At 73.6% G+C, this 22,729-nt stretch carries 22 protein-coding genes; 9 read left to right on the forward strand and 13 right to left on the reverse strand.

Going from position 1 to position 22,729, the window contains the following annotated elements:
* Positions 1-41: 41 nt before the first annotated feature.
* Entirely contained in the window at positions 42-1,094 is a 1,053-nt protein-coding gene (locus AB0P17_RS10290) for a LacI family DNA-binding transcriptional regulator (RefSeq protein ID WP_365809395.1), read from the reverse strand.
* Positions 1,095-1,271: 177 nt separating this feature from the next.
* On the opposite strand from AB0P17_RS10290, the gene AB0P17_RS10295 reads away from it, so the two are divergent.
* Entirely contained in the window at positions 1,272-1,733 is a 462-nt protein-coding gene (locus AB0P17_RS10295; RefSeq protein ID WP_365809397.1) for a type II toxin-antitoxin system PemK/MazF family toxin, read from the forward strand.
* 72 nt (positions 1,734-1,805) lie between these two features.
* On the opposite strand, the gene AB0P17_RS10300 is transcribed toward AB0P17_RS10295, so the two are convergent.
* On the reverse strand, positions 1,806-2,669 hold the full coding sequence (locus AB0P17_RS10300; protein WP_365809398.1) for a TIGR02452 family protein: 864 nt from the start codon (positions 2,667-2,669) through the stop codon (positions 1,806-1,808).
* Between the two features lie 204 nt (positions 2,670-2,873).
* Here AB0P17_RS10300 and egtA point away from each other — a divergent pair, with 204 nt between their 5' ends.
* Genes egtA through egtD form a run of 4 tightly spaced genes read left to right on the forward strand, consistent with a single transcriptional unit; the run spans position 2,874 to position 7,223 of the window.
* A complete protein-coding gene (gene egtA, locus AB0P17_RS10305; protein WP_365809399.1) occupies positions 2,874-4,148 on the forward strand; it encodes an ergothioneine biosynthesis glutamate--cysteine ligase EgtA in 1,275 nt (424 codons plus the stop codon).
* Positions 4,145-5,506 (forward strand): ergothioneine biosynthesis protein EgtB, encoded by a 1,362-nt coding sequence (gene egtB / locus AB0P17_RS10310; protein WP_365809401.1) that lies wholly within the window; start codon positions 4,145-4,147, stop codon positions 5,504-5,506. Before egtA ends, egtB begins: the two co-directional genes overlap by 4 nt.
* Positions 5,506-6,264, forward strand: coding sequence for an ergothioneine biosynthesis protein EgtC (egtC, locus tag AB0P17_RS10315; RefSeq protein WP_365809403.1), 759 nt, complete (start codon positions 5,506-5,508; stop codon positions 6,262-6,264). The genes egtB and egtC overlap by 1 nt, the downstream gene beginning before the upstream one ends.
* Positions 6,261-7,223, forward strand: coding sequence for an L-histidine N(alpha)-methyltransferase (egtD, locus tag AB0P17_RS10320; protein WP_365809404.1), 963 nt, complete (start codon positions 6,261-6,263; stop codon positions 7,221-7,223). Before egtC ends, egtD begins: the two co-directional genes overlap by 4 nt.
* Here egtD and AB0P17_RS10325 read toward each other — a convergent pair.
* From AB0P17_RS10325 to AB0P17_RS10335, 3 genes are all read right to left on the reverse strand, one after another.
* On the reverse strand, positions 7,118-8,143 hold the full coding sequence (locus AB0P17_RS10325) for a lysophospholipid acyltransferase family protein (RefSeq protein ID WP_365809405.1): 1,026 nt from the start codon (positions 8,141-8,143) through the stop codon (positions 7,118-7,120). The genes egtD and AB0P17_RS10325 overlap by 106 nt on opposite strands.
* On the reverse strand, positions 8,140-8,979 hold the full coding sequence (locus AB0P17_RS10330; protein ID WP_365809406.1) for a GNAT family N-acyltransferase: 840 nt from the start codon (positions 8,977-8,979) through the stop codon (positions 8,140-8,142). Before AB0P17_RS10330 ends, AB0P17_RS10325 begins: the two co-directional genes overlap by 4 nt.
* A gap of 281 nt (positions 8,980-9,260) precedes the next feature.
* Positions 9,261-9,923 (reverse strand): histidine phosphatase family protein, encoded by a 663-nt coding sequence (locus AB0P17_RS10335; RefSeq protein WP_365809407.1) that lies wholly within the window; start codon positions 9,921-9,923, stop codon positions 9,261-9,263.
* A gap of 171 nt (positions 9,924-10,094) precedes the next feature.
* Between AB0P17_RS10335 and AB0P17_RS10340 the strand changes: the two genes are divergently transcribed.
* The gene (locus AB0P17_RS10340; protein ID WP_365809409.1) at positions 10,095-10,310 is read left to right on the forward strand and encodes a dodecin; all 216 of its coding nucleotides are present in this window, start codon (positions 10,095-10,097) and stop codon (positions 10,308-10,310) included.
* A 52-nt stretch (positions 10,311-10,362) separates the two neighbouring features.
* Here AB0P17_RS10340 and AB0P17_RS10345 read toward each other — a convergent pair whose 3' ends face one another.
* The 4 genes from AB0P17_RS10345 to AB0P17_RS10360 form a co-directional block, all read right to left on the reverse strand.
* Positions 10,363-11,301, reverse strand: coding sequence for a hypothetical protein (locus AB0P17_RS10345; protein WP_365809411.1), 939 nt, complete (start codon positions 11,299-11,301; stop codon positions 10,363-10,365).
* Positions 11,302-11,461: 160 nt separating this feature from the next.
* Complete coding sequence (locus AB0P17_RS10350; RefSeq protein ID WP_365809413.1) at positions 11,462-12,208, reverse strand: succinate dehydrogenase/fumarate reductase iron-sulfur subunit; 747 nt, start codon at positions 12,206-12,208, stop codon at positions 11,462-11,464.
* Positions 12,205-14,199 carry a fumarate reductase/succinate dehydrogenase flavoprotein subunit gene (locus AB0P17_RS10355; protein WP_365809415.1) on the reverse strand — a complete coding sequence of 665 codons (1,995 nt, stop codon included), beginning with the start codon at positions 14,197-14,199 and terminating at the stop codon, positions 12,205-12,207. The genes AB0P17_RS10350 and AB0P17_RS10355 overlap by 4 nt, the downstream gene beginning before the upstream one ends.
* Before the next feature lies 1 nt (position 14,200).
* Entirely contained in the window at positions 14,201-14,935 is a 735-nt protein-coding gene (locus AB0P17_RS10360) for a succinate dehydrogenase (protein WP_365809417.1), read from the reverse strand.
* A 93-nt stretch (positions 14,936-15,028) separates the two neighbouring features.
* Here AB0P17_RS10360 and AB0P17_RS10365 point away from each other — a divergent pair, with 93 nt between their 5' ends.
* Positions 15,029-15,946: a LysR substrate-binding domain-containing protein gene (locus AB0P17_RS10365; protein WP_365809419.1), complete on the forward strand. Its 918-nt coding sequence runs from the start codon at positions 15,029-15,031 to the stop codon at positions 15,944-15,946.
* 69 nt (positions 15,947-16,015) lie between these two features.
* Here AB0P17_RS10365 and AB0P17_RS10370 read toward each other — a convergent pair whose 3' ends face one another.
* The 4 genes from AB0P17_RS10370 to AB0P17_RS10385 all read right to left on the reverse strand — a co-directional run bounded on the left by AB0P17_RS10370 (position 16,016) and on the right by AB0P17_RS10385 (position 20,689).
* Entirely contained in the window at positions 16,016-18,184 is a 2,169-nt protein-coding gene (locus AB0P17_RS10370; RefSeq protein ID WP_365809420.1) for an EAL domain-containing protein, read from the reverse strand.
* Positions 18,181-18,993, reverse strand: a complete 813-nt coding sequence (locus AB0P17_RS10375) for an SAM-dependent methyltransferase (RefSeq protein WP_365809422.1) — start codon at positions 18,991-18,993, stop codon at positions 18,181-18,183. The genes AB0P17_RS10370 and AB0P17_RS10375 overlap by 4 nt, the downstream gene beginning before the upstream one ends.
* Before the next feature lie 206 nt (positions 18,994-19,199).
* A complete protein-coding gene (locus AB0P17_RS10380; RefSeq protein WP_365809424.1) occupies positions 19,200-20,189 on the reverse strand; it encodes an SCO0930 family lipoprotein in 990 nt (329 codons plus the stop codon).
* 314 nt (positions 20,190-20,503) lie between these two features.
* Positions 20,504-20,689 carry a hypothetical protein gene (locus tag AB0P17_RS10385; RefSeq protein WP_365809425.1) on the reverse strand — a complete coding sequence of 62 codons (186 nt, stop codon included), beginning with the start codon at positions 20,687-20,689 and terminating at the stop codon, positions 20,504-20,506.
* 357 nt (positions 20,690-21,046) lie between these two features.
* Between AB0P17_RS10385 and AB0P17_RS10390 the strand changes: the two genes are divergently transcribed.
* Both AB0P17_RS10390 and AB0P17_RS10395 read left to right on the forward strand, forming a co-directional pair.
* Entirely contained in the window at positions 21,047-21,811 is a 765-nt protein-coding gene (locus AB0P17_RS10390) for a hypothetical protein (protein ID WP_365809427.1), read from the forward strand.
* A 174-nt stretch (positions 21,812-21,985) separates the two neighbouring features.
* Positions 21,986-22,552: a hypothetical protein gene (locus tag AB0P17_RS10395; RefSeq protein WP_365809429.1), complete on the forward strand. Its 567-nt coding sequence runs from the start codon at positions 21,986-21,988 to the stop codon at positions 22,550-22,552.
* Positions 22,553-22,729 lie beyond the last annotated feature (177 nt).

Below are 22,729 nucleotides of genomic sequence, written 5' to 3' on the forward strand. Positions count from 1 at the left end.
CCGGCCGCCGCACGTCGCGCGGGTACGGCCGCGGGTGCCCGTCAGCTCGACTCGCGGTGGACGACCCGCGCGCCCATCAGGCCGTGACGCTCCGGTTCGGCCCCCGGGTCGCGGACGGCCCGGTCGACGAGCTGGGCCAGCCGCGGCCCGGTCGCCATGTCGATACGGACGGTGGAGAGCCGGGGCCGCAGCAGCCGGCCGAGCAGGGCGTCGTCGGCGCCGATCACCGCGGTCTCCTCCGGCACCCGGATCCCCTCGTCCTGGAGCGCGCGCATCAGGAGCATCGCGTACTCGTCGTTGTACGCGAAGACGGCGTCGAGGCCGAGCCGGCGCCAGCGGGCGGCGAGGCCGGCGGCGGACTCCTCCGTGCGGGCCAGGGGCAGCGGCGTGACGCGGGCGGCGGCGTCCGCGCCCGGCTCCCGCGCGGCGGCGTCCGCGCCCGCGAGGCGGAGGGCGGCGTACGGCTCCAGGCCCGGTTCCGCGGGCATCACCACCCCGATCGCGCGGCGCCCGCGTGCGACGAGATGGGAGACCGCGCGGCCGCCGATCGTCCGCTGGTCCATGACGAGCGCGTGCGCGCCCGCGATCCGCTCCGCGCCGAGGGTGATCACGCTCCTGGCCCCGGACCGCTTGAGGAGCTCCACCGCCTCCGGGGTGAGCGGCGTCTCGCCGAGCGAGACCACGGCGACCGGCCGCAGTTCGGCCCAGGCGCGGGCCGCGCCGACCGGGTCCGGGCCGAGGCTGCCGTACTGCACCACCGTGTAGCCCAGCCGGCGCAGGGAGCGCTGGAACTCGTCGAAGACCCGGCTGTGGAGCGGTCCCGCGGGGGCGTGTCCGGTGGGCAGCAGCACCATCCGGGTGCGTCCGGCGCGCAGGCTGCGGGCGGCGGCGTGCGGGACGTAACCGAGCGCTTCTGCGGCCTCCAGCACCCGGAGGCGGGTGGGCTCGCTGATCCGTACGTCGGTGACCCCGTTGAGCACGTACGAGACGGTGGCACGGGACACCCCCGCCAGCCGCGCCACGTCGAAGCTGGTCGGGAGGGAGCCGGCCGGAACGGCGGCTCGGGCGGCGGAGTGCTCGGTCGGCTCGCTCATCGCACCGGGCATCCTGCCAGAACGGCCCCCGGCGGGGCACCCGGTGGACCGATCCGGCCGCTCCCCACGGACCCGCCCGCCGCTGCCACCGCGTACGCCTCTCCCCACGCGCGGCGTGCCGTCCACAACGGCGACCCGCCCGAAGGCCGCGACGGGCCAGGCCCTACCGTCGTACAAATGATCTCCTCTTCGCCCACGTCCTCCGCCTTCCCCGATTCCCCCGGCCGCGGCGGCCCCGCCGCCACGACCGAGGCCGACCCGCGCGCCGTCGGCCCCGTCCGCACCTCGTACGCGCCCGAGCGCGACGGCGACCCCGACCCGGGGGAGATCGTCTGGACCTGGGTGCCGTTCGAGGAGAACGACGGGCGCGGCAAGGACCGGCCGGTGCTGGTGGTGGCGCGCGAGGCGGCGGGCACCCTGCTCGCCGTTCAGCTCTCCAGCAAGCGCCGTGACCAGGACCGCGAGTGGGTGCCGATCGGGGTCGGGCCGTGGGACCGCGAGGGGCGCGAGTCGTGGGTGGACGTGGACCGGGTGCTCCGGGTCCATGACGAGGGGATGCGGCGTGAGGCGTGCGCCCTGGACCGGGGGCGGTTCAACCTCGTCGTGAACCGGCTGAAGGAGCTGTACGGCTGGAAGTGAGGAGCGTACGGCCGGGGGTGACGTCGCCGCGGCCAGCGCCGGCACCGTCGCCGTCGGCCGTATCGGCGGCCCCTACGGGGCGGTGTGTGCCAGCACCCGCCGGAACGCCCCGAGCGTCGGCCCTTCCGCCGTACGGTCCAGCACCGCGAAGACCGTCTCGTCGAAGGCGCCCGCGAACCGGCCCCCGCCCATGAGCAGCGCCCGGAAGGCGCCCGCGACCACCGCCGGGTCGTTCTGGAAGACCCCGCATCCCCAGGCCCCCAGCACCAGCCGCCGGTAGCCGCACTCCACGGCCGTCTCCAGGACCCGCTCCGCGCGGGCCGCGAGGGCCGCCGGGACACGGTGGGCGTCCTCGGGGGCGCGCCGCGCGATCACCCCGGCGTTCGGCGCGGGCGAGGTGAGGAAACCCACCCGGTACGGCGTGTCGAGCAGCCGCCCCCGGTCGTCGCGGAAGACCGGCACCCCCGGTGAGTGGATGACCCGGTCGGTGTAGAACGGGTCCCGGTCGGCGCGGTGGTGGGCGTAGAACTCCGGCGCCGCCCGCAGCGTGGCGTAGAGCGCGGAGGCCCGGCAGAGCGCCTCCTCCTGCGCCTGCGCGCCGTTCAGGTAGCCGCCGCCCGGGTTCCGCGCGGACGCGAAGTTCAGGACCGCCACCGGCGCCGCGGGGTCCGCGGCCGTCAGCCGGCGCGCCGCCTCCAGGCTGCTCTCGCCGGTGACCTCGACGAGCGGTCCGCCGTGCTCCGTACGGCCGGAAACCGCCGCCCCGGAGGAGGGGCCCGCGGGGCCGACGGGGCCGGGGCCGTACATCCGTGTGCCCGCGAGGGCCGCGTCCAGCTCCGCGCGCAGGACCACCTCACGGCCGTCCGGAGCACGGTAGACCCCCGTTCGGACGATCTCCTCGGTTTCCTTCGCGATACCCCGCAGCCGTGCGCTCATGGGGAAATCCTGCGTGAACGATCTCCGACGGGGCAACCGCGTTTCTGACGAAAAAGCAAGCGCGCGGGCACTCTTGTGCGAAGCGGCGAGAGTGGCTTTAGGTTGGACGAAGTGCTCGCCCCGGCCCCGGGGCGCTGGACGAAACGCTCACCCCGACCCCGGGGCCGAGTGAGGTCACGCGGTCTTCGACAGGAGGATCCGCACATGCCACCCGACAGTTTCACCGACGAGGGACCACCGCTCGGCGAGGACGACGCCGAGGACCTGCTGCGCGGCATCTGCTTCAAGACGGGCCCGCCCCGCACCGTGGGCGTCGAACTGGAATGGCTCGTCCACGATCTGCGCGATCCCGAGATCCCCGTCCCGGCCCACCGCCTCCAGGAGGCGTTCGAAGGGCTGCGGGACCTGCACCTGCGATCGGCACTCACCTTCGAACCCGGCGGCCAGGTGGAGCTCAGCTCCGCGCCCGCCGCGTCCCTGACGGAGTGCGTCGCCTCCACCGCCGCCGACCTGGACGCCGTGCGTCCGGTCCTGCGCTCGGCGGGACTCGTCCTCGCGGGCCTGGGGCAGGACCCCTGGAACTCGCCGCAGCGGATGCTGCGGGAACCCCGCTACGACGCCATGGAGACCTATCTCGACCGGATCGGCCCGGCCGGCCGCGCCATGATGCGGTCCACCGCCTCGATCCAGGTCTGTCTGGACGCGGGACACGAGGAGCCGGGGCCGCTCGGCCACGGCCGTCGCTGGCAGCTCGCCCACCTGCTGGGCGCGGTGCTCGTCGCCGCCTTCGCGAACTCCCCGATGCGGGAGGGCGTGGCGACCGGGTGGCGCTCCACCCGGCAGGCCATGTGGGCCCGGCTCGACCCGCTCCGTACCAGCGCGCCGTCCGCCGCGCTCCCCCCGCGCGACGCCTGGGCCGCGTTCGCGCTGGACGCGCCGGTGATGTGCGTCCGGGCGGCAGAGGGGCCCTGGGCCGTGCCCGAGGGGCTGACCTTCCGCCAGTGGATCCGCTCCGGGCTGCCGCGCCCGCCGGTCCGCGCCGACCTCGACTACCACCTCACGACGCTTTTCCCGCCGGTCAGACCGCGCGGTCATCTCGAACTGCGGATGATCGACGCGCAGCCCGGCGAGGACGGCTGGCTGGTGCCGCTCGCCGTCACCACCGCGCTGTTCGACGACCCCGAGGCGGCGGAGACCGTGTACCGCACCGTCAAACCGCTCGCCGAGACCGCGGGCCCGCTGCCCGCCCCGGCCAATCCGCTCTGGGTCAACGCCGCGCGGTACGGCCTGGCCGACCCCGAGCTGCACGCGGCGGCGATCGCCTGCTTCGCCACCGCCCGGGAAGCGCTGCCGCGCGTCGGCGCGACACCCGCCGTACAGGAGGCGGTCGCCGCGTTCACCGACCGCTACGTCCTGCCGGGGCGGTGTCCGGCCGACGATCTGCGCGCCCCCGTGACACGGAAGGACCCCCGCACATGACCGACCTCGCCGGCCTGTCCACCGAGGAGCGGCTCAGACAGCGCGCCGTCGACTCCCTGACGGCGGCCCGGGCCCGCACCGCCCTGCTGACCTCCTGCGTCGACGACCACGACCTGACCGCACAGCACTCACCGCTGATGTCCCCGCTGGTGTGGGACCTCGCGCACATCGGCAACCAGGAGGAGCAGTGGCTCCTGCGGACCGTCGGGGGCCGCGAGGCCCTGCGCCCCGAGATCGACTCCGTCTACGACGCGTTCGAGCATCCCCGGGCCGCCCGGCCCACCCTGCCGCTGCTGCCGCCCACCGAGGCGCGGGCGTACGCCGCCGACGTACGGGGCCGGGTCCTGGACATCATCGAGCGCATCCCGCTGCGCGGCGGACCGCTGCTCGACGCGGGGTTCGCCTTCGGGATGATCGCGCAGCACGAGCAGCAGCACGACGAGACGATGCTCATCACCCACCAGCTGCGGAAGGGGCCGGCCGCGCTGACCGCGCCCCCGCCGCCGGCCGGGGACACCACGGGGCTGCCCGCCGAGGTCCTGGTGCCCGGCGGCCCCTTCACCATGGGCACGTCCACCGAGCCGTGGGCGCTGGACAACGAGCGGCCGGCCCACCAGCGGCTCGTCCCTGCGTTCTGGATCGACACGGTGCCGGTGACCAACGGCGACTACCAGCGGTTCATCGAGGACGGCGGCTACACCGAGGAGCGCTGGTGGGCGCCGGAGGGCTGGGCGCAGATCAGGGAACACTCCATCGGCGCCCCGCTGTTCTGGCGGCGCGAGGGAGGGCAGTGGCTGCGCCGCCGGTTCTCGGTGGTGGAGCCGGTCCCGGCGGACGAGCCGGTCCTCCACGTGAGCTGGTACGAGGCCGACGCGTACGCCCGCTGGGCGGGCCGGCGGCTGCCGAGCGAGGAGGAGTGGGAGAAGGCCGCGCGCCACGACCCCGTCTCGGGACGGTCGCTGCGCCATCCCTGGGGTGACGGCGAGCCCACCGAGGCCCACGCCAACCTCGGCCAGCGCCATCTCCGGCCGGCCCCGGCCGGGAGCTATCCGGCGGGCGCCTCGCCGCTGGGCGTACGGCAGTTGATCGGGGACGTGTGGGAGTGGACGTCGAGCGACTTCCTGCCCTACCCGGGCTTCGCCGCCTTCCCGTACCGCGAGTACTCGGAGGTGTTCTTCGGCGGCGCGCACAAGGTGCTGCGGGGCGGTTCGTTCGCGGTGGACCCGGTGGCCTGCCGCGGTACGTTCCGCAACTGGGACCTGCCGGTGCGCCGCCAGATCTTCTCGGGGTTCCGCACGGCGCGGTCCGCCCCGGCCGAGCACGAGGCGCGCGCCGGGCGTGCCGCCGGGGTCTCCTGATGTGCCGGCACATCGCGGCCCTCGGACCGCCGATGACGCTCGGGTCGGTGCTCGTCGAGCCGCCGCACGCGCTGCTGCGGCAGTCGTGGGCCCCGCGCAGACAGCGCAACGGCACGGTCAACGCCGACGGTTTCGGCGTCGGCTGGTACGCGGAGGGCGACCCGGTGCCCGCGCGCTACCGCCGCGCGGCGCCCATCTGGGGCGACCCCGGCTTCGCCGATCTGGCCCGGGTGATCCGTACCGGCGCGCTGCTGGCCGCCGTACGGGACGCGACGCTGCCCGGCGCCGACGGGGAGGCGGCGGCGGCGCCGTTCGCCGCCGGGCCCTGGCTGTTCAGCCACAACGGCTCGGTGGGCGGCTGGCCGGGATCGGTCGCGGACCTGGCCGCGGCGCTGCCCGCGGAGGAGCTGCTCTCGCTGGTGGCGCGCAGTGACTCGGCGCTGGTGTGGGCGCTGGTGCTGCACCGGCTGCGGGCGGGCGACGACCCCGGCCGGGCGCTGGCCGAGACGGTCGCCGACGTGGCACGGGCGGCGCCCGCGTCCCGGCTCAACCTGCTGCTCACCGACGGGGTGCGGATCGCCGGGACGGCCTGGGGCGACACGCTCTGGTACCGCCCCGGGACGCATGACGCGCCGGTGCTGGTGGCGTCGGAGCCGTACGACGACGATCCGCGCTGGCGCGAGGTCCCCGACCGCACGCTGCTCGTGGCGAGCCGCGGCGATGTTCTGCTGTCCCCTCTCAAGGAGCTACCCGCGTGAGCCGGTTCCTGCTGACCCGCACGCTGCCCGAGCACGCCACGGACGCCGCGCTGCGCGCCGATGTGCTCCACGGGCTGACCCGTACGCCCAAGACACTGCCGCCCAAGTGGTTCTACGACGCCCGCGGCAGCGAACTGTTCGAGGAGATCACCACCCTGCCCGAGTACTATCCGACCCGCGCCGAGCGGGAGATCCTGCTCGCCCGCGCGCCGGAGATCGCGGCGGCGACGGGCGCGCGCACCCTGATCGAGCTCGGGTCGGGGTCGTCCGAGAAGACCCGTCTGCTGCTGGACTCGCTGCCGGAGCTGGCCAGTTACGTGCCGGTCGATGTCAGCGAGAGCGCGTTGCGCGGGGCCGCGACGTCGCTGCTCGCCGACCGTCCCGGGCTCGAAGTGCACGCGATCGTCGCGGACTTCACCGGCGGCATGGTGCTGCCGGGCACCCCGGGGCCCCGGCTGGTCGCGTTCCTCGGCGGCACGATCGGCAATCTGCTGCCCGCCGAGCGCGCGGCGTTCCTCGCCTCGGTACGCGGGCTGCTGGCCCCCGGTGACGCGCTGCTCCTCGGCACGGACCTGGTGAAGGACGAGTCGGTCCTGGTACGGGCGTACGACGACGCGGCCGGTGTGACGGCCGCGTTCAACAAGAACGTGCTGACCGTCATCAACCGCGAGCTGGGCGCCGACTTCGCCCCGGACGCCTTCGACCACGTGGCGCTCTGGGACGCGGAGAACGAATGGATCGAGATGCGGCTGCGGGCGCGCTCCGCGCTCACCGTGAAGATCCCTGAGCTGGATCTGGTGGTGCACTTCGCCCCGGGTGAGGAGGTGAGGACGGAGGTGTCGGCCAAATTCCGTCAGGACCGGGTGCGGTCCGAACTGGCCGCTGCGCGGATGGAGTTGACGCACTGGTGGACCGATGAGGCGGGCCGGTTCGCGCTGACGCACGCGACAGCTGTCTGAGCGGGCCGAGGGGGCCGGCGCGGACCGGCATCGGCCCCCGGGCACGGCTCGCCGCCGTGCCCGGGGGTGCCGTCGTGCCTGGGAGTGCCGTCGTGCCCGGGGGTGCCGTGCGCGATGGCGTGGCGCGCCGTACGGGCCAGCGCGCGGCGGTCGGTGCGAGGGCCGGCCGGGATCGGCGGCAGGAGGGTGAGTTCCGCCGTGAGACCGCCGGCCGCCACGACCCGCCACAGGGACGCGGGCAGGGTGTCGTCCCCGACGAAGGCGGGCGCGCCCGAGGACGTCCCGTCCGGTGCGCGGTAGGTGATCCGTACGGGCCGGACCTCGGCGCCCGCGTCCACGGCGGCCTGGAAGACGGCGGAGGTGAACCGGCCCTGTTCCCGGCCGCACCAGGTGCACGCCTCGGGAAAGGCGATCACCCGTGAGCCGGCCCGGAGGGCGGCGGAGAGGGTGCGTACGGCGTCGGGCAGCGCGCGCAGCCGCTCGCGTTCCACGAAGAGTGTGCCGCCCCGGGCGGCCAGCGCGCCCAGCACGGGCCAGCGCCGGATCTCGCTCTTGGCCAGCATCCGTCCGGGGAAGACGACGGCGAGGAGCGGGATGTCCAGCCAGGAGATGTGGTTGGCGACGACCAGCACGCCGGCGCCGCGCGAGGCGAGCGCGTCCGCCGGGCCGGATCCCGGCGCGCCACGCACCGTGACGCGCAGGCCGAAGGCGCGCAGTACGGCGCGGGACCAGCTCCGGGTGAGCCGGTCGCGTACGCCCGGGGCCAGCGGGGCGAGGAGCGGGGCGAGCAGCGCGCCGCACAGGACGAGCGGGATGCCCCGCAGCAGCCGGACCGCCCCGGCCACCGGGCCGGCCGCCGGGCCGGCGTGGCGCGAGCAGTCGCGCGGGGTGCAGGGCGCGGTGGGCAGCCAGGCGCTCATGCGACGGGAGCGGGCGCGAGGGAGAGGAAGTGCCGCAGGTAGCGCGGGTTGGTGCGGCGCATCGACAGCAGGACGTACAGGTCGGCGACACCGAACTCCGGGTCGTGCGCGGGCGCTCCGCACACCCAGGCGCCGAGCCGCAGATAGCCGCGGAGCAGCGGGGGCAGTTCGGCGGGGGCGGCGGCCGCGGCGCCGGGCTCCGGGGTCCAGAGCCGGTGCGGGGTGACCCAGTACTCCTCGGGCGCGAGGTGCTTGTCCTTGACGCGGTTCCAGGTGGAGGCGGCGAGCGCGCCGCCGTCCGCGAGCGGCACCGAGCAGCAGCCCGCCAGCCAGTTGTGTCCGGTGGTGGTCATGTAGCGGGCGAGCCCGGCCCAGATCAGGGCGATGACGCCGCCGGTGCGGTGCAGGGGGTGGACGCAGGAGCGGCCCACCTCGACCAGGTCGTGGCGGATCGGGGCGAGCCGGGCGAGGTCGAACTCGCTGTCCGAGTACATCCGCCCGGCGGCCCGGGCCCGCTCGGGCGGCAGCAGCCGGTACGTGCCGACGACCTCGCCGGTGGTCTCCTCCCGTACCAGCAGGTGGTCGCAGTACGCGTCGAACGCGTCGGTGTCGAGACCGGGCTCGGGCCCGTCGAGGCGGGCGCCCATCTCCCCGGCGAAGACGAGGTGGCGCAGGCGCTGGGCGGCCCGCACGTCCTCCTCGGTGCGGGCGAGCTGGACGAGGTAGCGCGGTTCCGTGCCGGCGGCGGGGCCCGGGGCGGCGAGCGGCGCGGGGGCCGGGGCGCGGAGCGGGGCGCCGGAGAGCACGGGGACGGTGGCGGGAGCGGGGGCGGACATGGCGGACTCCTGTGCCGTAGGGGAGGCAGGCCGCCGGGTCCGTCGCGGGGACGTGGACCCGGCACCTCGTTTCTTCCGTGACCGGCTGGATTTGACATGACCACACGGCGGAGCGCGGATGTGAGGCGGTTGAATGCCGGGGTCCGCGCCGAACGGATCCGACACGGGCCCCGCGCGGATCCGACACGGGCCCCGCGCGGATCCGACACGGGCCCCGCGCGGACCCGGCGCGGGCCCGGCGCAGGCCCGCGCGTGCCCGCGCAGGCTCGTCCGGGAGCTTTCTACAGGGCGCGTCCGGCGGGGCCGCCGTTCACCGGCTCGTCGCCGCGCGCGACGACCGGTGTCCCTGCCCAGGTCAGCGCCTTCCACCCGGTCGCCGCCGGCCCGGTGGCGCCCTCCAGGACCACGACGCCGGTGTTGTCCAGGGCATGGGCGGCGGCGAAGGCCACGTCCACGTTCTCCGCCCGGGCGGCGGTCCACATCCGGATCGCCGCGCCATGGCTGACCAGCGCCACCGTACCGGCGTCCGTCGCGGCCGCCTCGGCCACCACCGCGTCGAACCGGGCCAGCGCCTCGGCCCCGCTCTCGCCGCCCGGCATCCGCAGCTCCGTGTCGCCCGCGGACCAGGCGAACGCGGTGGTCAGATAGCGCCTGACCGACTCCTCGTCGCCCCGCATCTCCAGTTCCCCGGCCGTCAGCTCCCTGATCCCGTCCCTGACCCGCGGCTCCAGACCGCGCGCGGCGGCCAGCGGCGCCGCCGTGAGCCGCGTCCGGATCAGGGTCGAGACGTACAGCGCGCCGATATCCTCGTCCGCCAGCGCCGCGGGGAGCGCGGCGGCCTGCCGCTCCCCCGTCGCGGTGAGCCCGGGACCGGGCGCCGCGGTGTCCAGGAGCCCGGCGAGATTGGACGGTGTCTGGCCGTGGCGGATCAGCAGCAAGCGCATGAGGTGAGTCATCCTCCGAATGGACGTACGGATACTCGCACCACTCTCCCAGAGAGCCGCGGACACGGCCGTGGCCTCGCGGGCAGCGGCGGGCTGAGGCACGGTGGAGTGACGCCGCGGGCCCCGCGACGTGTGAAGGCGTGAGTGAAACCTGCAGAGGAGATCGGCCCCATGTCGCACCACACCTACCGGGTCACCGAGATCGTCGGCACCTCGCACGAGGGCATCGACGACGCCATCCGCAACGGTGTCAGCCGCGCGGCCCAGACCCTGCGCGGACTGGACTGGTTCGAGGTGACGCAAGTACGCGGCCACATCGTCGACGGGGACATCGAGCACTACCAGGTCGGCCTGAAGGTCGGCTTCCGCCTCGACGACGGGGAGTGAACGCCCGGCGGACACGGGCCGGGACATACGGCCGACGCTCAGACGCCGACGCTCAGCCGGTGAACCCCGCGTGCACGTGGTCGTGGTGGGTCGCGTCGGTGAAGAACTGCCCCGCGGCGCCGCCGGAGAGCCGGACCGGGCCGCCCACGTTGTACGACCCGGCCGCCGCCGCGTCCCGCATGAACCTCTCCACGAGCCGGCGCGAGGTGGCCGGGTCCACGACCGCGTGGCCGTCGATCTGCCAGACGTCGAAGGCCCGGCCGCGCGGATGGTCGCTGGGCCGGTCGGTGCCGAAGACGTACAGCGGGTGGCCGGAGCGGATCACGCTCACGTACATCCGGTAGGTGCCCGCCAGCCGGAGCAGCGCCCGCAGCACGCTCTCGTGGACATGCCCGCTGCGGACATCGGCCGCCGCCGCGGGCGGCAGCGTGATCCGGCGCTCCGCCAGCACCCCGCGCGCGGCATCGGGGAGCGACGGCGCCGCCGCGCCGGGCCTGGCCGGGTGGAGCGCGGTGACCTCCCAGCGCGGCCGGGCCCGGCTCAGCCGAACATCGACGGTCGTGCCGCTCGTGCCGGTCGCGTGTCGCGGGGTCCACTGCCGGCAGACCACCAGCACGCTGGCCGAGTCGGCGAGGATCCCGCCGTACTGCGCGTCGACCACCCGGAGCACGGCCACGTCGGCGGTCGGCAGCAGCGGCCCCGCCTCGTCCACGAGCGATGGCGCGGCGCCCAGCGCGGCCACCCGCCGCTTCGCCGCCGCGGCGCCGCCCTGCCCGGCGGGCCAGGCGCCGATCGCCTCCACGACCTGGACGGCGCGCAGCTTGACGGCGGGGTCCACGTCGGCGCGGTCGGGCCGCCACGGGGTGGTCGTCGGCAGCGGTACGGGCGAGGACGCCGGACCGGCTCCGGTCCGCGCGGCCACGGAGCACCCGGCGGCCCAGGCCAGCAGCCCACCGGAACCGAGCAGCAGCGCCCGCCTCCCGAGTCCCATGCCCCGCACCTCGTTCCCGGTCCCGCTACCGGTCCGGCTCCCGGTCCAGGTCTTCAGGGTGCGTGAGCCGGGATGGGGCCGCACGCCGCCGTGGTCCGACCGGCGGAGGCCGCCCACCGCCCGGCCCACCCCCGGCCCGGGCGGCGGCCGGAATCGTGCGTCAGCGGCCCGCTTTGCGGGTCGCCCGCAGCCACTCCCTGTTCATGGCCGCGATGGACGGCAGCGGAATCCCCTTCGGGCAGGCGGTGGCGCACTCCCCCGCGAGGGTGCAGCCGCCGAAGCCCTCGTCGTCCATCGTGGCGACCATGTCGAGGACGCGGGTCTCGCGTTCGGGCGCGCCCTGCGGCAGCACGTTGAGGTGGTTGACCTTGGCGGAGGTGAAGAGCATCGCGGACCCGTTGGGGCAGGCCGCGACGCAGGCGCCGCAGCCGATGCACTCGGCGTGTTCGAAGGCGGAGTCGGCGTCGGGTTTGGGCACCGGGGTGGCGTGGGCCTCGGGGGCGGCGCCGGTGGGAGCGGTGATGTAGCCGCCCGCCCCGATGATCCGGTCGAAGGCGGAGCGGTCCACGACCAGGTCCTTGACGACGGGGAAGGCACCGGCCCGCCAGGGCTCGACGTCGATGGTGTCGCCGTCGGCGAAGTGGCGCATGTGGAGCTGGCAGGTGGTGGTGCGTTCGGGCCCGTGGGCGTCGCCGTTGATGACGACACCGCAGGCGCCGCAGATGCCCTCGCGGCAGTCGTGGTCGAAGGCGACCGGCTCGTCGCCCCGGAGGATCAGCTCCTCGTTGAGGGTGTCGAGCATCTCCAGGAAGGACATGTCCTCGGAGATGCCGTCGATGCCGTAGGTGACCATGGCGCCGGGGGTGTCGGCGTCCGGCTGGCGCCAGACGCGCAGGGTGAGCCTCATGCGTAGCTCCGCTGGGTGGGGTGGACGTACTCGAAGACGAGGTCTTCCTTGTGCAGGACGGGTGCGCTGCCGGTGCCCCGGCTGTGCTCTCCCGGGGGACGCCCCCCGGACCCCCGGTATTCCCAGGCGGCCACGTACGAGAACTCCTCGTCCCGGCGGGCCGCCTCGCCGCCCTCGGTCTGCGACTCCTCGCGGAAGTGTCCGCCGCAGGACTCGGTGCGGTGCAGGGCGTCGAGGCACATCAGCTCGGCGAGTTCCAGGTAGTCGACGACGCGGTTGGCCTTCTCCAGCGCCTGGTTGAGCTGTTCGCCGGTGCCGGGCACCTTGATCCGGCGCCAGAACTCCTCGCGGATCTGCGGAATCCGGTCGAGCGCCTTGCGCAGCCCGCTCTCGGTGCGGGCCATCCCGCAGTGCTCCCACAGGAGTTCGCCGATCTCCTTGTGGAACGAGTCGGGCGTGCGGTCGCCGTCGACGGCGAGCAGCAGCCGCAGCCGGTCCTCGGTGTCGGCGACGGCCTCGGCGACCTCGGGGTGGGAGCCGTCGAGCGCCTCGTGGCGCGGGTGGCGGGCGAGGTAGTCGTTGATGGTGGACGGCAGGACGAAGTAGCCGTCCGCGAGCCCCTGCATCAGGGCGGAGGCACCGAGCCGGTTGGCGCCGTGGTCGGAGAAGTTGGCCTCGCCGATCGCGAAGAGCCCCGGCACGGTGGTCTGGAGGTCGTAGTCGACCCAGAGCCCGCCCATCGTGTAGTGGATCGCCGGGTAGATCCGCATCGGGACCTCGTACGGGTTCTCGGCGGTGATCCGCTCGTACATCTCGAAGAGGTTGCCGTACTTCTCCTCGACGGCCTTGCGGCCGAGCCGGGCGACGGCGTCGGCGAAGTCGAGGTAGACGCCCTGGCCGCCGGGGCCGACGCCGCGCCCCTCGTCGCAGACGTTCTTCGCGGCGCGCGAGGCGATGTCGCGGGGGACGAGATTGCCGAAGGACGGGTAGATCCGCTCCAGGTAGTAGTCGCGTTCGTCCTCGGGGATCTCGGCGGGCGGGCGGGTGTCGCCGCGCGCCACGGGCACCCAGATCCGGCCGTCGTTGCGCAGCGACTCGCTCATCAGGGTCAGTTTCGACTGGTGGTCGCCGGAGCGCGGGATGCAGGTGGGGTGGATCTGGGTGAAGCAGGGGTTGGCGAAGTGGGCGCCGCGCCGGTGGGCCCGCCACACGGCGGTGGCGTTGCTGTTCTTGGCGTTGGTGGACAGGTAGAAGACGTTGCCGTAGCCGCCGGAGGCGAGGACCACCGCGTCGGCGAAGTACGGGGTGATCTCGCCGGTGATCAGATCGCGGGCGACGATGCCGCGGGCCCGTCCGTCGATGACGAGCAGGTCGAGCATCTCGGTGCGGGCGTGCATCTCGACGGCTCCGGCGGCGATCTGCCGGGAGAGCGCCTGGTAGGCGCCGAGCAGGAGTTGCTGGCCCGTCTGGCCGCGGGCGTAGAACGTACGGGAGACCTGGACGCCGCCGAAGGAGCGGGTGTCGAGGAGCCCGCCGTACTCCCGGGCGAACGGCACGCCCTGGGCGACACACTGGTCGATGATCTCGACGGAGACCTCGGCGAGCCGGTGCACGTTGGACTCGCGGGCGCGGAAGTCCCCGCCCTTGACGGTGTCGTAGAAGAGCCGCTGGACGGAGTCGCCGTCGTTGCGGTAGTTCTTCGCGGCGTTGATGCCGCCCTGGGCGGCGATGGAGTGGGCGCGGCGCGGGGAGTCCTGGTAGCAGAACTGGACGACGTGGTAGCCCTGTTCGGCGAGGGTGGCGCCCGCGGCGCCGCCCGCGAGGCCGGTGCCGACGACGATCACGGTGTGTTTGCGGCGGTTGGCGGGGTTGACGAGTTTCGCCTCGAAGCGGCGCCGGTTCCACCGTTCGGCGACGGGTCCGTCCGGTGCCTTGGTGTCGGTGAGCGGTGCACCGGTGGTGTATTCGGCGTAGCGGGTCGGTTCGTTCATGTCAGCTCACCACTCCGGTCATGACGGCGACGGGTACGGCGACGAAGCCGGCGGTCAGCGCCAGCGCGAGGGTGTTGGCGGTGGTCTTCAGGACGCGGTCGCGGGTGGCGCTGCCCACTCCGAGGGTCCCCGCGGCGCTCCAGAAGCCGTGCCGGACATGGAGTCCGAGGGCGATCATCGCGACGAGGTAGACCGTGTTGCCGTACCAGGTGGAGAAGGTGTCCACGACGTTCTGGTACGGGTGGCCCGGCTGGAAGCCGCCGGGGTGCGCGGTGCCGGTCGTCAGGTCGAGGATGTGCCAGACGATGAACAGGGCGAGGATGATCCCGCCCCAGCGCATGGTGCGGGTCGCGTAGCTCGCGCGCGGCCGCCGGTGGACGTAGCGGTTCGGGCGCGCCGCGATGTCGCGGCGGCTGAGCTGGTAGGCGCAGACCCCGTGCAGGACGACGGCGGCGACGAGGACGATCCGTACGAGCCACAGGGCCCATTCGTAGTGCAGCAGCGGCTCGCCCATGGTGCGCAGCCAGTGGGCGTATCCGTTGTACTCGGACGCCCCGAAGAAGATCTTGAGGTTGCCGAGCATGTGCGCGACGAGATAGCCGAGCATGATCAGGCCGCTCACGGCCATGACCGCTTTCTTCCCCACCGTCGATCGCCAGAGAGTGCGGGTCATGGACGGCCGTTTGCCCGTCCCGCCCGTCTTCTCCGTTCCGTCCGTCCGCGTTGCCAGAGCCATGTTCATGACGCTAGGCCGCCGCACCCGAGAGGTCCAAGACATGGTCCGGCTGATCTCCATAGCCTGCGGCTATCGCGGTCGTATCCTGGGGGTATGCAGTTCCAGCAGTTGGTGTATTTCGTGGCCGTCGCCGAGACCCGGCACTTCACCCGCGCCGCCGAGCGGGTGCATGTCTCGCAGCCGTCGCTCTCGCAGCAGATCAGGGCGCTGGAGAAGGAGCTCGGCGCCGAGCTGCTGAGCCGCGCCCGGGGCAATGTCGCTCTCACCGACGCGGGCGAGGCGCTGCTGCCGCTGGCCCGGCGGATCCTCGCCGACGCCGAGACCGCGCGGGTCGAGGTCCAGGAGCTGGCGCAGCTGCGGCGCGGCCGGGTCAGGCTGGGCGCGCCGCCGAGTCTGTGCACGGGGCTGCTCCCCGAGGTGCTGCGCGCCTTCCACGACCTTCATCCGGGCATCGAGCTGCTGATCGAGGAGAGCGGTTCGCACGATCTGGTACGGGAGCTGGCGCGCGGGGCGCTCGACCTGGCGCTGGTGGTGATGCCGCTCCCGGCCGCGTCCCCCGCGCTCACCACGGTCGAGCTGCTCCACGAGGACCTGGTGGTGGTCTCCTCGCCGAGCCTCCCGGCCCCCGGCAGTCCGGTGCGGATCGCGGATCTGGAGGGCCGGCCGCTGGTGATGTTCCGGCACGGCTACGACCTGCGCGAGCTGACCGTGGCCGCCTGCAGGGCCGCCGGGTTCGAGCCGTCGTTCACCGTGGAGGGCGGTGAGATGGACGCCGTGCTCGGTTTCGTACGGGCCGGGCTCGGCCTGGCGGTGGTGCCGAGCATGGTGGCGGTACGGGCGCACGACCTGCGGGTCACGGCCCTGGCCAGGCCGGGGCTGCGCCGTACGATCGCGCTCGCCCACCGCAGCGATGTCGCCCCGCCGCGCGCCGCCCGCGAGCTCCAGAAGGTGCTGCTCGCCACCCAGGGCACGACCGGCGCGACAGCGGGGCGGGCGACGACAGGCCTCTGAGGCCGACGGGGCGGGCGACGACAGCCCCCTGAGGCCGGCGGCGCCCGCCCCGGTGGCGGACCGCTCCGGTCAGACGGCGTCCGCCAGCGACAGCGTGTGCAGCTGCTCGGGCGGCCCCGGTCTGGCGTAGTACCAGCCCTGTGCCGTGTCGCAGCCCAGCCGGCGCAGCTGCTCCGCCTGCGCCCCGGTCTCCACGCCCTCCACCGTCACGGCCAGCTCCAGGCTGTGCGCCAGGGAGACGATCCCCTCGACGATCTTCAGATCGACCGGATCGGCGGGATGCTGCTGCATTCCCTGGGTGAAGGAACGATCCAGCTTGAGCACGCTCACCGGCAGCCTGCGCAGGTTCGCCAGGTTCGAGTAGCCGGTGCCGAAGTCGTCGAGCGCGATGTCCACACCCATCTCCGCGAGTTGGCGCAGCGGCTTGAGCAGATCCTCGTCGGCGCCGATCAGCGCCGACTCCGTGACCTCCAGGCAGAGCGAGCCCGGCGGGAGCCCGATCCGTTCCAGCACCTCGACCGTGTCGGCGACGAGTCCGGGGTGGTGGAGCTGGGCCGGGGAGAGGTTCACATTGATCCGCAGCGGTCCGCCGAGCGCGCCCTCCGGCAGTTCCTGCTGCCAGAACCGGGCCTGCCGTACGGACTGTTCCAGCACCCAGCGGCCGAGGGGCACGATCAGCCCGGTGTGCTCGGCGAGCGGGATGAACCGGTCGGGGCCGAGCACGCCGTGCTGCGGGTGGGACCAGCGCACCAGCGCCTCCGCGCCGTGCACGGTGCCGTCGTCGAGATCGACCAGCGGCTGGTACTCGATGAAGAACTCGCCGCGCTCCAGGGCCGTCGGCAGCGCCGTGGTCAGCCCGTGCCGGGTGATGGCGCGGGCGTCGGCCTCCGGATCGGCCAGCTCGTAGCGGTTGCCGCCCGCCGCCTTGGCCCGGTACATCGTGATGTCCGCGCTGCGCAGCACCTCGGCGGGGCTCCGCCCGGCGGACGGACCCTCCACGATGCCGATGGAGCCGCGCACGGTGAACTCCCGGCCCTCCAGCCGGACCGGCGTGCTCAGCACGTTGAGGATCCGGTCGGCGAGGTCGGTCACCTTGCCCTCGGTGCCGGGCCCGGTGGTCAGCGCCACGAACTCGTCACCGCCGATCCTGGCCACCATCTCGCCCTGCGCGGTGGCGCACGACTGGAGCCGGTCCGCGACCTCGACCAGCAGCCGGTCGCCGGAGGAGTGGCCGAGGCTGTCGTTGATGGCCTTGAAGCCGTCGAGATCGAGGTAGCAGAGGCCGAAGCGCGCGTCGTCGCCCGCGGAGAGCGTCTTCTCCAGCCGCTCGAAGAACAGCGTCCGGTTGGGCAGTCCGGTCAGCGCGTCATGAGTGGCCTCGTACCGCAGCCGCAGATTGAGGAGCCGCCGCTCGGTGGTGTCCTCCATCAGCGCGAGCTGGTACTGCGGGGCGCCTTCGGCGTCCCGGAGCAGCGAGAGCGTCAGATTGGTCCAGAGCACGGTGCCGTCGTTGCGGTAGAACGCCTTCTCGACCCGGAAATGTTCGCGTTCACCGCGCACCAGTTCGCCGTACATCCGCCACACGTGGGGCGAGTCCTCGGGGTGGACCCATTCGCTGATGTTCCGGCTGCGGACATGGTGTTCGAGCCCGCCGAACATCTGGGTGAGGGTGTCGTTGACCTCCAGTACGTTGCCGTCGAGGTCGCCGATGCCGATGCCGATGGCCGCGCCCTCGAACACCGCGTGGAAGCGGGTCTGGGTGGCGTGGAGCGCGTCCTCCGCGTCGCTGCGCGCCGCGAGGGCGGAGCGCGCGATGGCCTCCTGCTCGGCGAGGGTGCGCTCGCGCAGCGCCTGGGCGTACGCGGCGGCCAGCGTGTGCTGGAGGCGGGCGCACCGGGCGCGGCTGTCCTCCGCGGGGAGTTCGTCCGTACCGCAGTAGAGGATCAGGTACGAGTCGATGACGCCGAGCGTACGGTTCAGGGCCTCGGGGTCGGTGCAGTGCGCGGCGACCAGGCCGGCGCCGACCGTTCCCCCGGGCGTGGTGTCGAAGGAGCGCGCGTGCAGGGCGTCGCGCAGCAGGCGGGCCAGCGGCAGCAGGCACTCCTCGAACTCGGCGCGCGTGAGGGGTGTGGCCGTCGCCGGGAAGACCGCCCGGCTCCAGATCGTCGCGAACCGTCTGAGCCGGTCCTCCAGGCCGTCCGGGTCCGCCGGGCCCGCGGCCCCCTCCGGCACGCTCACGCCGTACGTCCCACTCCGGCGAAGCCCGAATAGGCGTACGGATCCTCCTGGTCGGCGGGGCCGGCGGGGCGCCAGTCGGGCATGGAGACCACGCCGGGCTCGACCAGTTCGAAGCCGTCGAAGAACCGGGCTATCTGCTCGCGGGAGCGCATCACCAGCGGATTGCGGATGTCCGAGTAGACGGCGACGGAGGCTTCCGTGTCCTCCTGGGGAACCGGGACGCCGTCGTACGAGGCGTGGGTGATGGTGAGGAGGCTGCCGGGGGCGAGCGCGTCCCGCAGTTCGGCCACCGCCCGGTAGGGCTGGTCCTTGTCCTCGACGAAGTGGAGGACGAAGTTGAGCAGCACCGCCACGGGCCGCTCCAGGTCGAGCAGTGCCGCCGCCTCCGGGCTGCGCAGGATCTTGCCGGGCTCGCGGAGGTCGGCGTTCACGACGGCGGCGTTGGCATTGCCTTCGAGAACGGCCCTGCTGTGGGCCACGGCGACCGGGTCGTGATCGACATAGAGCACGGTGGCGTCCGGGTCGAGCGCGGTGGCGACCTCATGCACATTACCGAAGGCCGGAATGCCCGATCCGATGTCGAGGAACTGGCTGATGCCCTGCGCCGAGGCGAATTCCACCGAGCGGCGCATGAACGCGCGGTTCGCTTTCATGATCTTGGGAAGTCCCGGCATGAACTCCATCGCCCGGCGAGCGGCCTCCCGGTCCACCTCGAAATTGTGCGAACCGCCCAGATAGTAGTCATACATACGGGAAACGCTCGGCACCGAAAGGTCGATGCCCTGCGGGGCCCAGGCGGGACGCTCCATCGATGTCTCCAACAAGTCGCCACGGAGTGCGGCCTGATAGCGGCCGGTTGTTCGAGCCGAGGCTACTGATCGACCGCCAAGAGAGCGAGCCCAAACGGAAATTAACGATCCGTTCTTGGTCACATACTGTCGGCATGTGCACGTGGTCCGCCGCCACACCGAGGAGTGCGGCGGCGGACCATCGGGCCGGAAGCGCGGCGTGGGGACTACTCGGACGCTCCGACCAGCTCATTGTCGGGAGAGACGGCGAACCAGGTGCCGCCGACACCCTGACCGTTGGTGTCACCGGGCTTCTTGTCGTTGGCGAAGGTGTAGAGGGGCGAGCAGTTGAGGGTCTGCTGCTTGATTCCGTCGGGCCGGTCGAAGGTGACGAAGCCCTTCGTGGTGACGCCGTCGACGTCGTTCTTGGCGACGGGGGCGACCACCGGCCACTTGTCGAGGCAGGCGTCGGTGCAGGCGGTCTTCATGGGCCACGCGGTGTCCTTCGTGAACCGGTAGACCGTCATGCCGTTCTTGTCCACCACGATGTCGCCGAGTTTCGGGTCCTTGCGGACCGAGAGGCCGGCGAGGTCGCCCGAGGGCTCCTCGGCGGAACCGGAGCCGCCCTCGGCGGCCGCCGGGGACGCCTTCTTTCCGTCGGGGGCGGACGCGAACCAGGTGCCGCCCACGTTCTGGCCGTTGGCGTCACCGGGGCTGGTGTCCTTGACGTACCGGTACATCGGCCAGCCGTCGACGGTGAGCTGCTTGGTCCCGTCGGTCCTGGTGATCTCGCCGAGCAGGGAGGCGTCGGTCCCGGCGGCGGCCTTGGCGTCGCCCGCGGTCACGACCGGCCAGGTCTTGGCGCAGTCGCCCTCGCAGTTGGACTTCGGCGGCTCCGGGGTGTCCTTGTCGAAGCGGTAGAGGGTGAAGCCCTCGCTGTCGGTGAGGACCTTGCCCAGCTTCTTGCTGTCCCACACGGCGAGCTGCCCCGCGGGCTTGGCGGCGGCCGCCGTACCGGCCCCGGCCCCGGCGGCCCCGGGCACACCGGCGCCGGGTGCCGCCTCGTATCCGCTCCCGCTGCCCGCGGCGCCGGCCGGGTTCGCGGCGCCGACGGACTGTCCGTTGGTGTTGGTTCCCTGTTCCTGACCGCACGCCGTCGTCAGGGCCAGTACGGCCGCCGCGGTGGCCGCGAGCGAGGCGTTCCGCCAGGTGTTCATGTCAACTCCCGTTATCCATTGGACAGTTGAGGCGCTCAGGTGCGCTGCTCATGGTCCTAAGTACGGAGCGGATGCACCCTCTTGTTCAACGCGGCCGGAAAAAACTTTCGAGACGTGTTCTCGTCGCCGCCAAATACCCCCTATCCGGGGGAATCCGACCAACTTCCGGCGTGCCGGGGCCCGATGAGGAACAAGCTCCTGCCCGTGCATGGATCGCTCGTCGGACGGCTGCTCGCGGCCGCCGCTCTCATCTCGCTGTCGGCCGCCGCCCCGGCGCCCGCCGCGGCGGACAGTTGCGCCTACGTCTCGGCCGGTCAGGGCGGCACGGGGTGGGCGGTGGCCGTCGCGGGCAGCGGCGACTGCCGGCCGAAGCCGCCACCGCCGCCGCCACCCGAGCCACCGCCGAAACCACCGCCGCCGCCCTCTCCACCACCGCCCTCCCCGCCTCCTCGGCCGACGCCGCCGCCACCGCCACCGCCACCGCCGCCCGTGGTGGTCACACCGAAGCCGCCTCCCCCGCCCGTCGTCCGGCCGACGCCCCGGCCGCCCCGCCCGGCACCGGCCCCGCCGCCCGCCGCGGCGCCCGGGCCCCGGCCGGTGGCCGTCGCTCCGGCGCCGGCGGTGGTCGCACCGGAGCCGCCCCCGCCCCCGTCGCCTTCCCCAAGTCCACGTCCGAAGCCGAAGCCGACCCCGACCGCCGTGGCCCTGCCCGCCTACCACCCGACGACTCGTCCCCAGCCGCCCGGCGGCAGCTCGCCCGTCGTCCGGATGCTTCTGATCACGGCCCCCGCCGTGCTCGCCGCGGCCGTCCTGCGACCCCGCTCCCGCCCCCGTTCCCGCTGATCCACGGAGGTCCCATGTCGGACTGGCTCGTCCTGGGCATCGCGATGGCCGCCGCCTGCGCGGTCGTCCTCACCATCGTCATCTTCAACAACCGGGGCGTCGACGAGGACGACGACCCCAGCGAGACCCCCGGCGTCATGGACTACATGACGATGATGATCGGCGTGGTCTACGCCATCGTCCTCGGGCTCGCGATCGCCGGGGTCTGGGAGGCCAGGGGCGCCGCCCAGGAGTCCGTACGCCAGGAGGCCCAGGCGCTCCACGAGATCCGGCAGCGCGTTCAGGTCTACCCCACGGCGGTACGCGAGCAGATCCGCGGCGACGTCGACACGTACGTCTCGTACGTCGTGCGCACCGAGTGGCCGCACATGTCCGAGCACGAAACGCTCAGTACGAAGGGCACCCAGCTCTTCGACCGACTGCGCACCGACGTCTCCCAGTACGCGCCGCGGACCGACCTGGAGGGCCAGGCGTACCAGCCGCTGGTCGACCAGGTGGCCGCCGCCGACGACGCCAGGGGCGCCCGCGGGCAGAACGCGGGGGACACGATGCCGGGGGTGGTCTGGTTCGGCCTCATCATCGGCGCCGTGGTCACCGTGGGAATGATCTTCGTGCTGGGGATCCGCCGCTCGTTCCGCGAACTGCTGCTGGCGGGGGTCTTCAGCGTGCTGATCGCCTTCCTCCTCTTCCTCATCTGGGACTTCGACGCCCCGTACGGCCGCGGCATCGGGGCGACCACAGCCCCCTTCCTCGATCTCTTCCCGGGCACCGGCGGCTGACCGGCGGCGGGTGGGGCACGGCCGTCGTCCGCCCGGGGGACGGCCGTGCCCCGTTCGCCCGTCAGCGATCGCGGCCGTGATAGGGCACGCCTAGCGTTTCCGGCATCGAGGCGCATGTACGGCTTGGGTGGAAAGAGGTTCCACTGCTGCTCCTCGGGGACCCGGAGGCTCATCATGCGCGCGATACGTGCCACCACCACCGCTCTGCTGGGAGTGGCCGCACTCGCCCCGACGGCGCCCACCGCGGCGGCCGCCGTGCACGGCGGGACCACGCCGTTCGGCTTCACGGTCACCCCCTCCACCGTCGCCCCCGGCGGCAGGGTGACCCTCGGCGTGACCAACTGCGCGTCCTCCGCCACCGTGTCCTCCGCCGTCTTCGACACCGTGACCGTCCCCTCGGGGCGCCCGGCCGCCGCCACCGTGGACTGGGACGCGAAGCGGGGCGCGGTGTACCAGGTCTCGTTCACCTGCAACGGCACGACCGGCCGTACCAACCTCACCATCGCGACGGCGGCGAGCGCCCCGCCCCGGGCGCCGACCCGGGCACCGACCCGCGCTCCGACCCGCGCACCGACGGTGGCTGCCACCACCGTCGCGCCCGCCGGAGTACGCGGCGGTCTGGGCGGCAGTGTCGGCCGGGTCGGCTCGGGTGAACTCGCCACGGGCACGGCGCTCGTGGTGGCCGCGACGGCCGGAAGCGCCTGGACCGTACGCCGCCGGACCGCGGGCCGCGCCCACTGACGGCGTCGGCCCACCGACGGTGTTCCCCGCCGTCGTCCCTCCGAGCCCTGTCCGCCCCTCGAACGCCCGTCGCCCCGAGCCGCTCTCCGGCTCGGTCCAGCAGTACCCGGCGCCGCTGCTCGACGTGGTGGTCCAGGCCGAACGCACGCGCCGGCAGGTGGTCGGCGGGCTCCTCCT

Source organism: Streptomyces sp. NPDC088124 (assembly GCF_040685895.1).
In the GTDB taxonomy this organism is placed as follows: Bacteria; Actinomycetota; Actinomycetes; order Streptomycetales; family Streptomycetaceae; genus Streptomyces.